The following is an 11,732-nucleotide window of genomic DNA, read 5'->3' on the forward strand; positions in this document are numbered from 1 at the left end:
GGCCTCAACCGCCACTGCCGATTTGCCAGATAAAGTTCGGCGTATGGCGGTTAATTTCCCAGTCACCGATATTGCGCGCCTTGTAGATCACCGGATTATGTGAAGAGAGCGTGCGCGCATTGCGCCAGTGGCGATCCAACGCCTTGCCGGTACGGGTATCTGAAGCGCCGAGCGCATTGAACAATTCACCGGCGGCGCGCTGCACCCACTCCCCGGCGATGACCTGCGCCCTGGCGGCGTCCAGCTCCGCCGTCACGTTAAGCGCCTGCAGCAGCGCTTCATCGCCGGATCGATGCGCCTCGTAAGCCTGCTGCAGCGAGGAAGTCGCTTTTAGCACCGTCGCCTCAACCGCATAGGCCCAGGCGCTGATTTGCCCCACCACCTGCTGGATCTGCACGTCGTCCTTCACCCAACCGGCGTTGCCGTGGCTATAGATCCTTTTACGTTGCCTCACGCCCTCGCCGACGTCTCGCAGCACCGCGCGGCCGATCCCCGCCAGCGTCGCCAGCAACACATGCTGATAGAACGCAGTTTGGTAGCGGAAGCGCTCGGCAAAGTCATAGACGTGCGCCTGCTCGACCCGCGCATCAATAAAACGCGTGGTGCCGCTGCCGGTAGTGCGTTGGCCAAATCCGTCCCAGTCATCGTCGCGCTCTACGCCCGGCTGGGCGACGTTCACCAAAGCGATCACCGGGCCGCCGCTGTCGCTGCGCTCGGCATACACGTCGATCCAATCGGCAAACAGACTGCCGGTGCTGTAAAATTTCTCGCCGTTGAGCGACCAGCCGTCGGCCTGCGGCGTTATCCGGGTATTGACCTGCCCCAGCTTCACGCCGCCGATCTCGGTCCAACCGCTGCCGACCAGCTCGCCGTCGAGAAAGCGTTCGAACCAGCGATCGCGCTCCGGGCCGTCCGGCGCGTTCAGCCGATCTTCCACGAAGGCGAAATGCGCCCGCAGCGCCTGCGGCAGGTTAGAGTCCGCCTCCGCCAGTTCGGCCAGCAGTTCGAACAGCTGCGGCAACGAAGCGCCGTCGCCGCCCTTTTCACACGGGAGGCGCACCCTGCCGAACCCCGCCTCTTTCAGCCAACGGATCGGTTCATGCGGCAGCGTGCGCGACAGCTCGCGCTCCACCGCCCCGGCGGCGATTTCGGCGAAGATCGGCCGAAAACGCGCGGCCAGCTGTGCGTAGTCTGCTCCGGTGGATAACAGGTGTTGCGTCATGTCAGTGTCCTCTGTGGTTAAGCGCGATCGGCCAGATCGTCGATATCGCGCGCCGTCGGTTCAAAGCGAATGATCAGCAGGAAGACGATGGGGATCGCCGCCGCCAGTGAAACAATCCAAAACATGTCGGTGCCGAAGCGCGCCTGCAAAATCGGCAGAATAAACAGCGCCAGCGCGCTGCCGATACCGGACAGCGAACGGCCGAAACCGACGCCGGTGGCGCGGATCGGCGTCGGGTAAGAGAGCGCCGGGTAAATCATCATCTGCGCGCCGGGGCCGAATCCTTCGGCGAACAGCCATAGGCCCAACATCAGGATCGCCAGCCCAACGCCGAACGCCGCCTGCGGATGTCCGATCAACGCCAGGGCAATCAGCGCGATAAACTGCAGCGCGAATCCGGCGATCGCCACGTGGCGCGACGGATACTTCCATGCCAGACGCATGCCGAGCAGGCCACCGGTAAAAGCGAACAGCACGTTCAGCCCGAGCGAAGCGGAGATAGTTTCAAACACCCCGGCGCCGAGAAACTGCGCCAGAATCGACGGCAGAAAGAAGGCGATGGCGGTGTATTCAAAGGAAATGCAAACGTTCATCACGCTGGCGACCAGAGTGCGCTCGCGGTACGGCTTGCGGAACAGCACGCGGAAGCTGACCTTCGGCGGCGCCGCCGGTTGGGCGGCGTCAGGTTCCGCCTCATGGGCGGCAATGCCGTATAACTCGCGCAGGATGCGCGCCGCCTCTTTCAGATCGCCCTGGTTAGCGGCCCACAGCGGCGACTCGTTCATAAACTTGCTGCGCACCATGATGATCAGCAACGCCGGCACGGCGCCGAAAATCAACGAGGCGCGCCACAGCCAGTTCGCATATTCGGCCGGCAATAGAAAATAGAGCGCAAAGATGATCAGAAAACACACCGACGAAGCGGCGTACCACATCGGGCACCAGGCCGCCAGGCGCGACGCCTTGTTGGCCTTGCCGGTGAATTTGGAGAATTCGGCCAGATAGGCCATCGCCACCGGCAAATCAATGCCGACGCCGATACCCATCAAAAAGCGCGCGCCGATCAGCACCCAGACGTTGGGCGCCAGCCCGGCGGCGATGGCGGAAACCACAAAAAACAGCATATCGGCCATAAACACCTGATAGCGGCCGTACTTATCGGTCAACCAGCCGCCGACCAGGTTGCCGAGAATGGTCCCGACCATGATCGAAGAAGTTACCACCCCGGTCAGCAGCGGGCTGAGGCTGAATTCACGCACCACGTCATCGATGCCGTAAGACAGCGTGGTCAGGTCATAGGCATCGAGAAAAACACCGCCCAGCGCCAACAGCACGATCATGCGCGCATGGGTATTTTTCTCGCTGCGCTGGTTAATCAAACGCGCCACATCGCTGGCCGAGCCGATGGGCGCAGATAACGGCGGCGCGGTATCGATATTTAAGGTACTCATAGCTTCCTCGTTGTAATTGGCAGGTGACACCTCGTTTATAGGGTGAAAAAATTACGCCGACAAACAACAATTTCTTCTATAAATATCATTAATATCAATAAATTAAACTCAGTTACAGCGTAACAAAAACGCCGGATTAACGCGCGTTAATCCGGTCTTTATCACGGTCATTTCGGGCGGGGATTATTCTGCCGAGACAGGCACCAGCACGCCTTTCACCCGCGGGTCGTCGGTGCTTTTCAGCCACGCCTGCAACCTGGGATCGGCAAACGCCCGCTGCAGCTTGCGAATATTTTCGTCCTGCAGATAGGGCGTGCCAATCACCAGCTGCGAAGCGAAGGTTTTCGGCGCCGGTGGGAACAAGATGCCTTTCTCACGCGGCACTTTGCCGGCGTCGAACTGCGACACATAGCCAATGGCCGCATCTACCGAATTCAGCGCGCGCGGCATGGTCAGCAAATCCAACTCCTTGAAGTTAAAATGGCGCTTGTTCTCGCGAATGTCTTTCAGCCTGGCGGTGCGCGCCTCGATCGCCGGATCCAGCCCGATCAGTCCAATGCGCTGCAGCAGCCACAATGCCTGCCCCTGATTGGCGCCGTCGTTGGGCACCACGATCTCCGCGCCGTCCGGCAACTCGGCGATCGACGTATAGCGGTCGGAATAAATGCCAAACGCCCACTGAAACACCGGCAGCGTCGGGGTCAGCTTAAAACCGTTGGCATCCACCACCTGCTTTAGCCACCACTGGTGCTGGTAGATCGTGGCGGCGTACTGCCCCTGCGCCACCGCACGATCGGCCTGCACCGGATCCTGCAGGCCAACCGCCTCCAGCCTGAGGCCGTAATCCGGCGCGATATGGTCGCCGACGTACTCGATCACCCGCTGCTCTCCGGCCATCGCCGGCTCAAAGTGCACTTTCAGCGTGCTGCCGAACTGCACCGTCTGCTGTTGGCGGGCGCTGAAGTGCCAAACCGCGGCGGCGATAATCGCCACCGCCGCGATACCCACCGGCCACGGCCAGCGTTTCTTCTTCACTATCTCAAAATCGTGATTAGGCATGATTAAAAGGTTTCCTGATGATGACGCAACGCGGCAACCAAGCGGTCACCAATAAACTGAATCAGTTGAATCGTGGCGATCAGCACCACAATGGTGGCGATCATGATGTGATTGTCGAAACGCTGGTAGCCGTACACCACTGCCAGATAGCCGATGCCGCCCGCGCCAATGGTGCCGGCGATGGCCGAATACTCGATCATCGAGATGACGTTCAGCGTGATGGCGGCGACGATCGCCGGCAGCGCCTCGCTGAGCTGCGCGCGGGTGACTATCTGCCAGATCGAACCGCCGGACACCAGCCCCACCGCCGTCACCTCCGGCGGCAGTTCGCGCAGCGCGTTCTCCACCAGCCGGCCGAAGAATGGAATGCCGGCGACGATCATCGGGATCACCGCCGCCGGAATGCCGATGGTGGTGCCGGTCAACCAGAAGGTGAACGGAATAATCGCCGCCATCAGCACCAGAAACGGCAGCGAACGGCCCATATTCACCAACCAGCTCAGCGCGCGATTCAGCGCCGGGCGCGGAAACAAGCCGCGCGATGAGGTGTTGAACAACACCACGCCGACGGCGCCGCCGATCGCCACCACAAACAGCATCACGATGCCGACCATCAGCCAGGTTTCGCCGTAGGCCGGCAGCATCAACCGATGGATCTCGCGCCAGGGTGTGTCCTGGCTCATCACGCTGTCAGACAGATTTTTCATACCGCCTCCCGCAAGGCCGCCGGCTGTTCCAGCACCTCGGCGAGAATGCCCAACCGCCGCAGCTCGCCCTGCAGTTCAGCCGCCGAACGCGAAACGCCGCCAAAACGCACCGCAATCTCCAACCGCCCGGCCAGGCTGCCGCCCACCACTTCAACGTGGCCGCCCAGCAGATCGATCTGCAGGTCGAGTTGGCGGCTGATGCGGCTGATCCAGTCGGTGGCCGCCGGCTGACGGGCGGAATAGGTTACCTGCAGCCGCAGCGCGGCGTCGGACGCCAGCGTCTTCAGCGGGAACAACCGGCGGCCCAGCGAGGAATCGGGCGCCGCCAACAGCTCGCGCACCGGCCCTTGCTGCACAATCACGCCGTCGCGGATCTCGGCCACCGCGTCGGCGGCGTCGCGCACCGCATCCATCTCGTGGGTGATCAGGATGATCGACAGGCCATACCGATCGCGCAGCTGTTTAAGCAGGCTGAGAATGGCCCCGGTGGCGTCCGGATCCAGCCCGGAGGTGGCCTCATCCGCCAGCAGCACCGACGGATTCAGCGCCAGCGCGCGGGCGATGCCGACCCTTTGACGCTGGCCGCCGGACAGCTGCGCCGGGTAAAACGCCGCCTTGTCCGCCAACCCCACCGCCGCCAGCAGGCTCTTTACCCGCTTGTCGATATCGCGCGGCACCACGCCCAGATAGGTCAACGGCAGCGCCACATTCTGCCAGGCGGTTTTGCGCTGCAGCAGCGCGGAAGACTGGAACACCGTGCCTATCGCACGCCGCTCCCTGCGCAGCGCCTCGCCCGCAAGCCGCGACAAGTCCTGGCCGTTCACCCGGATACTGCCGCTGCTCGGCCGTTCCAGCAGGCTGATGCATTTCGCCAGCGTCGATTTGCCCGCCCCGCTGGGGCCGACCACGGCGGTAATCGATCCGGCCGGCACCTGCAGCGAAACGCCCTTCAGCACCTCAATCCGTCGCCCGTCCGGCGCGCGGTAAGCCTTGTGTAACCCCTCAATCTCTATCATCGCATCCTCACTTGACGCTCAGTGCATCGGCCAAGGGCGCGCCGGCCGGCCAGCGGTAGCCCACCGCCGGGTGCGGCTCCGCCAGGCGCGGCCCCTGATTGAACAATTTTTCTCGCAGAGTGCCCGCCGTGTAGTCGCGCTTGTACGCTCCGCGTTTTTGCAGCTCGGGGACAAGCAGTTCCACCACGTCGGTGAAGGTTTCATGGGTAACGGCGTAGGCCAAATTGAAACCGTCAACATCCGTTTCCTCCACCCACGCCTGCAGTTCGTCGGCCACGGTTTGCGGGCCGCCCACCAACAGCGGGCCGAAACCGCCGATGCCGACCCATTCGGCGATGCCCTGTACGGTCCATTCACGGCTGGGATCGGCGCTGGAGAAAGTTTCCACCGCCGACTGAATGGCATTGGTGTGCAGATGCTTCAGCACCTGATCCGGCTGATACTGGCCGAAATCGATGCCGGTCCAGCCAGACACCAGCGCCAGCGCGCCTTCGTAGCTGGTATAGGATTTGTATTCCCGCCATTTTTCCTGCGCCTGTCGGTCAGTTTCACCGACGATCACCGTCTGCAGGTTGAAGATCAGGATGCTGCGCGGGTCGCGCCCGGCCTCGGCGGCGCGGCGGCGGATATCGGCCACGGTTTTTTTCAGCAATGTTTTCGAAGGAGAAGCGACAAACACGCATTCGGCGTGCTCCGCGGCAAACTGCTTGCCGCGGCTGGAAGCGCCGGCCTGATACAGCACCGGCGTGCGCTGCGGCGAAGGCTCGCTCAGGTGAATGCCCGGCACCTGGAAGAACTCGCCTTTGTGGTTAATCGGATGAATTTTCGCCGGATCGCTGAAGATGCGCCGCTGACGATCGCGCAAAATCGCGCCGTCTTCCCAACTGCCCTCCAGCAGCTTGTAAACCACCTGCAGGTATTCATCGGCGTAGTCGTAGCGCGCATCGTGATCGGTCTGCGCCCGGTGGCCAATATTGCGCGCGCCGCTCTCCAGGTAAGAGGTGACGATATTCCAACCGATGCGCCCCTTGGTCAGGTGATCAAGCGTCGACAATCTGCGGGCGAAAGGATAAGGGTGCTCGAATGACAGCGAGGCGGTCAGCCCGAAGCCGAGATGTTCGGTAACCAGCGCCATCGGCGTCACCAGCGCCAGCGGATCGTTAACCGGCACCTGCGTCGCCTGGCGGATCGCCGCGTCGCCGCTGCCGTTAAGCACGTCGTAAATCCCCAGTACGTCGGCGATAAACAATCCATCGAACTTGCCGCGTTCCAGCAGGCGCGCCAGATCGGTCCAATATTCGAGATCCTTATACTGCCAGGAACGGTCGCGCGGGTGCGCCCACAGCCCCGGCGACTGATGGCCGACGCAGTTCATATCAAAAGCGTTAAGACGAATTTCACGTTGCGATGACATAGCGAGCTCCACAATTATCTGCCGGCCACGGGCGAAGCCGGGCCGGATGGGGGGTCTTAGGGTGTTAAAAACGGGAATGGACGATCAGTTTGCAGCCGGACATCGCGCCAACAGGTATTGCGCGACGCTTTGGGCGTGTTCCGCCACCTGCGGCAGCCCCATCAGTTCGCCGAAGCGGCCGCGCGCCGCCGGGCCGGCCACCAGCAGGCGCGGGTTGGCAAGGCCGTCGCCGCCGATCGCCTGGCTGTCGGCATTGACCCACAGCCCCAATCCCAGCGGATCGGCGCGCAGCGCCCCCTGCTCAGCCAGCGAGCTGAGCAACGGGCTGGCGGCGATCAGGCCGGCATGAGCCGGACCCGTAGCGATCAGCAACCGCTGCGCCTGCAGCGCCCGCTCTGCGCCCTGGCGCGGCAGAATCGTCAAGCGCACGCCCTGCGGCATGGGTTCCGCCCGCCGCAGACGAGCGGCCAATACCTGCAGCGTGCCCGCCGCCTGTTGCTCCATCAGCAGCGTGCTCACCTGCGGCGCAATGCGATAGCGGTGCACGTCCCAATAGGCGCGCAGATGCCGCAGAAAGCGCTGCTGTTCGGTCGGCGTCAACGCTTGCCACAGGCGCTGGCCCTGGGCGCGCACCGCGTCCAACACCGCCTGCCACGGCACCCGTTGCCGAGCGGCGCGCGCCACCTCAAGGCGCACCTGCCGCACCCCTTCACGCAGTCCGGATGGCGGGGTAAACGACCACGTCGGGTACTCCCCTTCAGCATTGGCACGCGGCAGCAAGCCGTGACGAGAGAACGCGGTAATCGGCCCGCGATGCCTGCGGCGGTGCAACGCCGCCACCGCATCGGCCATCGTCAGCCCGCTGCCGACGATCGCCAACGATTCATCGGGTTCAATCTCATCCAGCGCCCCCTCCGCCCAGGGATTGGCGATCAAACGCGCGTCGCGCGCCAGTTCCGGGGCGATCTGCCGCGGCAGCGCGGGCGGCGGATGGCTGGTCGCCAACACCACATAGTCGCCCCACAGCCGTTCGCCGCCGGCGGTGATGACGGACGCGCCCTGCGCCTGCGGCTGCAGGTGCTGCGCCCGATCGCGCAGGTGCCGCAAGCGGGCCTGGCCCGACTGCGCCGCCTGATGAAAACGTTCCTCGACATAGCGGCCGAAGGCGCCGCGCTGCGGATAGGCTTTACCGTCGCGCCACAACGCCTGCGGATCGGCCGCCAGCCCGCCGCTCTCGCGGAACCAGCGGTCAAAATCCCCCGCAGGTTCATCCGCCAGCTGCATCCTTTCGGCCGGGACGTTGATGCGGTGAGTCGGCTCGGTGGTCGAATACGCCACGCCATAGCCCGGCGCGGCACGCGGTTCGATCACCGTGACATCCACCGCTCCGCGCGCCAGCTGGATCGCCAGCGCCGCGCCGGTGAAACCGCCGCCGATAACGATAATATGGGCACGCTTCGCCATCAGCCCTCCCGCTGCGCCGGGGCGGGACGACGATCGCCGCCGATGGTTTCGCCAAACGGGCCGGTATTGATCGTGCGAGCCGTCTGATGAGCCGACTGCGCCAGCGGCAGCAGCGGCATCACCAGCTCGGCGAAGCGGTGAGCCTCTTCCAGATGCGGATAGCCGGAAAGGATGAAATTGTCGATGCCCAGCGCCTGATACTCGCGTATGCGCGCCGCCACCTGCTGCGGGTTGCCCACCAATGCGGTGCCGGCGCCGCCGCGCACCAGGCCGACGCCGGCCCACAGGTTGGGGCCGATGCGCAGACTCTCGCGCGAGCCGCCGTGCAGCTCGCTCATGCGGCGCTGGCCGGTGGAGTCCATGCGAGCAAAGATCTGCTGCGCCGCCGCGATGGTGTCGTCATCCAGATGCGCGATCAGTCGCTCGGCCGCCGCCCAGGCTTCGTCTTCAGTTTCGCGCACGATAACGTGCAGGCGAATGCCATAGCTGAGTTTACGCCCCTGCCGCTCGGCGCGCTGGCGCACCGCCGCCAGCTTTTCCGCCACCTGAGCCAGCGGCTCGCCCCAGGTCAGGTAGGTGTCGATCTGCCCGGCGGCGATGTCGATCGCTTCCGACGATGAGCCGCCGAAATAGAGCGGCGGGCCGTTTTCCTGCACCGGCGGGAACAGCAATTCGGCGCCTTCGACGCGAATATGCTTACCGCTGAAATCCACCTTCTCCCCTTGCAACAGCCGTTGATACACCGTGAGAAATTCCTGTGTCACCTCATAGCGTTCGGCATGGCTGAGGAAGATGCCATCCCCTTTGTTTTCCACCGGATCGCCGCCGGTCACCACGTTGATCAGCAGGCGCCCGTCCGACAGCCGATCCAGCGTCGCGGCCATGCGCGCCGCCAGGCTCGGCGGCTGCAGGCCGGGGCGCACCGCCACCAGGTAGCGCAACCGGCGGGTGATCGGCGCCAGCGCCGCCGCCACCAGCCAGGAATCCTCGCAGCTTTTACCGGTTGGGATCAGCACGCCGTAATAGCCGAGGTTGTCGGCGGCCAGCGCCACCTGCTGCAAATAAGGCAGGTCCACCGGGCGCCCGCCCTGCGCCGTGCCCAGATAGCGACCGTCGCCGTGGGTCGGCAGAAACCAGAAAACGTTGATGCGATCTTTCACTGACTCAGTCATTTATGCCTTTCCTATATAACTATTTTCATTATTTATCGATAGAAAAACTTTGCTTGGTTATAAAAAGAAAAGCAGGATGCGTGCCACATTGCAGATTAAAAAAAACCAATGCATATCAATATATTGATGAGATATCGACGTCAAAGCGCTGCTGCATTGGCAGCAGGCGGCGGCGGAAAGCTGTTGCCAATGCAGCACCGTGCGCCTTTTATCCTCTCGCGGCGGCTCATTGGCTGGGATAAGATTTTTTTCCCCATCGTCGTCAGACAGGAGACGCCCATGTACGATCCCCAACCGTTCGCCGCCGACAAACCGGTGCTGATCGATCCGGCGTCGCTCGCTCTGCAAAGCGTGCTCGATCGGCTGGCTCCCACCGACGCCACCGTGCTGATCGTCGGTGAAACCGGCACCGGCAAAGAAGTGGTGGCGCGCTATCTGCACCACCACAGCGCGCGCCGCCATCAACCTTTCCTGGCGGTCAACTGCGGCGCGCTGACGGAAAGCCTGGCGGAAGCCGAACTGTTCGGCCATGAGAAAGGCGCCTTCACCGGCGCCGTCGGCACTCATCAGGGCTGGTTCGAAGCGGCGGAAGGCGGCACCCTGCTGCTGGACGAGATCGGCGAGCTGAACCTGTCGCTGCAGGTCAAGCTGCTGCGCGTGCTGCAGGAACGGGAGATCACCCGTGTCGGTTCGCGCAAACCGCTGAAGATCGATGTGCGGGTCATCGCCGCCACCCACGTCGATCTGGCCGGCGCGATTCGCCAACGGCGGTTCCGTGAAGATCTCTATTACCGCCTGAACGTGGCGGCGGTGACTTTACCGCCCTTGCGCCAGCGGCCGGACGATATTCCGGTGCTGGCCAGACATTTTCTTGCGCTGTACGCCCGCCGTCTGGAACGGCCACTGCCGCGGTTGACGGCGGAAGCGCAGCAGGTGCTGCTGGACTACCCCTGGCCCGGCAACGTGCGCGAGCTGGAGAACACGCTGCATAATGCGGTCTTGCTGAGCCAGGAGGGGGCGATCGCCCCGCAGCAACTGCAACTCACCCATCGCCTGACGGATAACGGCGGCGGCGGCGACGACGCCATCGATCGCTTTGTGCAGCAGCAGTTGCAAGGCGACAGCGCGCAGCTTTACCAACGGGTGCTGGATGCGCTGGTGCGCAACGCCTTCGAACGCAGCGGCGGCAACCAGCTGCAAGCGGCGTCGTTGCTCGGCGTCAGCCGCAATACCCTGCGCACCCATTTGGCGCATCTTGGTCTGATCAAACCGCGCCGCCGCAGCGCCGGCGCCCCCTCACATTCACCGGCCATCAGCGCAGCGCCGCTGCCCGAACGCGAACTGCGCATCGGCTATCAAAAGTTCGGCAACCTCGGGGTGCTCAAGGCGCGGCAAAGCCTGGAACAGCTCTTCGCCACACAGCGCATCAGCGTGCTGTGGAGCGAGTTTCCCGCCGGGCCGCAGCTGCTGCACGCGCTCGACGGCGATGAGATAGACTTCGGCACCACCGGCGAAGTGCCGCCGATCTTCGCCCAGGCACAGGGCAATGCGCTGGTGTACGTCGGTTTTGAGCCGCCGGCGCCGCAGAGCGTGGCGATGGTGGTGCCGCAAGACAGCCCGATACGCAGCGCCGCCGATCTGCGCGGCAAACGCATCGCGCTCAACAAAGGCTCCAACGTGCACTATTTATTGCTGCAGATGCTGGACGAACAGGGATTGACGTTGAACGACGTGCGTATCGTCTACGCGCCGCCGAAGTATCCGCTGTCGGCGACCGATCTGCAGGCGGTGGACGCCTGGATGATGTGGGATCCGCTGCTCAGCGACGCGCAACGCAACGGGGAACTGCGCGTGATCGCCGACGGCACCCAGCGGGTGCTCAATCAGCAATTCTACCTGGCGCGCCGCGACTTCGCCGAGCGCTCGGGCGATCTGTTGCAGCCGCTGATGCAAGCATTGCAGCACACCGGCCGCTACATCACTGCGCAGCCGAGAGAAGCCGCTCGTCACCTTTCCAACGAACTGGGGCTGGCGAGCGCCTCGCTGGAACTCGCGCTGTCGCGCCGCAGCCACGAGATCCGCGCCATGGATTTGCAGGTGATCCGCCAGCAGCAAAGCATCGCCGACCGCTTCTACGCCCTCGGGCTGCTGCCTAGAGCGATCGCCGTGCGCGAGGCGGTCTGGCCGCTGTGATCCCCTGCCGAAAGCGCCGACGCCAGATGTCCGG

General features: G+C 63.7%; 9 protein-coding genes. 1 reads left to right on the forward strand and 8 read right to left on the reverse strand.

Annotation, left to right across the window (positions count from 1 at the left end; genetic code table 11):
- Positions 1-4: 4 nt before the first annotated feature.
- From IT763_RS14905 to ssuD, 8 genes are all read right to left on the reverse strand, one after another.
- Positions 5-1,222: an acyl-CoA dehydrogenase family protein gene (locus IT763_RS14905; protein ID WP_206194799.1), complete on the reverse strand. Its 1,218-nt coding sequence runs from the start codon at positions 1,220-1,222 to the stop codon at positions 5-7.
- 17 nt (positions 1,223-1,239) lie between these two features.
- Positions 1,240-2,673, reverse strand: a complete 1,434-nt coding sequence (locus IT763_RS14910) for an MFS transporter (RefSeq protein WP_206194800.1) — start codon at positions 2,671-2,673, stop codon at positions 1,240-1,242.
- 183 nt (positions 2,674-2,856) lie between these two features.
- On the reverse strand, positions 2,857-3,732 hold the full coding sequence (locus IT763_RS14915; RefSeq protein WP_197758435.1) for a MetQ/NlpA family ABC transporter substrate-binding protein: 876 nt from the start codon (positions 3,730-3,732) through the stop codon (positions 2,857-2,859).
- Between the two features lie 2 nt (positions 3,733-3,734).
- Positions 3,735-4,439 (reverse strand): methionine ABC transporter permease, encoded by a 705-nt coding sequence (locus tag IT763_RS14920; protein ID WP_016927110.1) that lies wholly within the window; start codon positions 4,437-4,439, stop codon positions 3,735-3,737.
- Positions 4,436-5,455: a methionine ABC transporter ATP-binding protein gene (locus tag IT763_RS14925; protein ID WP_060444572.1), complete on the reverse strand. Its 1,020-nt coding sequence runs from the start codon at positions 5,453-5,455 to the stop codon at positions 4,436-4,438. The genes IT763_RS14920 and IT763_RS14925 overlap by 4 nt, the downstream gene beginning before the upstream one ends.
- A 7-nt stretch (positions 5,456-5,462) precedes the next feature.
- Positions 5,463-6,869, reverse strand: coding sequence for an LLM class flavin-dependent oxidoreductase (locus IT763_RS14930; RefSeq protein ID WP_049300268.1), 1,407 nt, complete (start codon positions 6,867-6,869; stop codon positions 5,463-5,465).
- Between the two features lie 84 nt (positions 6,870-6,953).
- Positions 6,954-8,333 carry an FAD/NAD(P)-binding protein gene (locus IT763_RS14935; RefSeq protein ID WP_197766443.1) on the reverse strand — a complete coding sequence of 460 codons (1,380 nt, stop codon included), beginning with the start codon at positions 8,331-8,333 and terminating at the stop codon, positions 6,954-6,956.
- Positions 8,333-9,505, reverse strand: coding sequence for an FMNH2-dependent alkanesulfonate monooxygenase (gene ssuD, locus IT763_RS14940; RefSeq protein WP_048324237.1), 1,173 nt, complete (start codon positions 9,503-9,505; stop codon positions 8,333-8,335). Before ssuD ends, IT763_RS14935 begins: the two co-directional genes overlap by 1 nt.
- 279 nt (positions 9,506-9,784) lie before the next feature.
- Between ssuD and IT763_RS14945 the strand changes: the two genes are divergently transcribed.
- On the forward strand, positions 9,785-11,698 hold the full coding sequence (locus IT763_RS14945; protein ID WP_015378421.1) for a sigma-54-dependent Fis family transcriptional regulator: 1,914 nt from the start codon (positions 9,785-9,787) through the stop codon (positions 11,696-11,698).
- Positions 11,699-11,732 lie beyond the last annotated feature (34 nt).

It is taken from the genome of Serratia sp. CMO1, assembly GCF_015689115.1.
Classification (GTDB): Bacteria; Pseudomonadota; Gammaproteobacteria; order Enterobacterales; family Enterobacteriaceae; genus Serratia; species Serratia marcescens.

Bases quoted from the DNA above. Each gene is read 5' to 3' on its own strand.
- IT763_RS14920 (WP_016927110.1), bottom strand. From the start codon at position 4,439: ATGAAAAATCTGTCTGACAGCGTGATGAGCCAGGACACACCCTGGCGC.
- IT763_RS14930 (WP_049300268.1), bottom strand. From the start codon at position 6,869: ATGTCATCGCAACGTGAAATTCGTCTTAACGCTTTTGATATGAACTGC.
- IT763_RS14915 (WP_197758435.1), bottom strand. From the start codon at position 3,732: ATGCCTAATCACGATTTTGAGATAGTGAAGAAGAAACGCTGGCCGTGG.
- IT763_RS14925 (WP_060444572.1), bottom strand. From the start codon at position 5,455: ATGATAGAGATTGAGGGGTTACACAAGGCTTACCGCGCGCCGGACGGG.
- IT763_RS14910 (WP_206194800.1), bottom strand. From the start codon at position 2,673: ATGAGTACCTTAAATATCGATACCGCGCCGCCGTTATCTGCGCCCATC.
- IT763_RS14945 (WP_015378421.1), top strand. From the start codon at position 9,785: ATGTACGATCCCCAACCGTTCGCCGCCGACAAACCGGTGCTGATCGAT.
- ssuD (WP_048324237.1), bottom strand. From the start codon at position 9,505: ATGACTGAGTCAGTGAAAGATCGCATCAACGTTTTCTGGTTTCTGCCG.
- IT763_RS14905 (WP_206194799.1), bottom strand. From the start codon at position 1,222: ATGACGCAACACCTGTTATCCACCGGAGCAGACTACGCACAGCTGGCC.
- IT763_RS14935 (WP_197766443.1), bottom strand. From the start codon at position 8,333: ATGGCGAAGCGTGCCCATATTATCGTTATCGGCGGCGGTTTCACCGGC.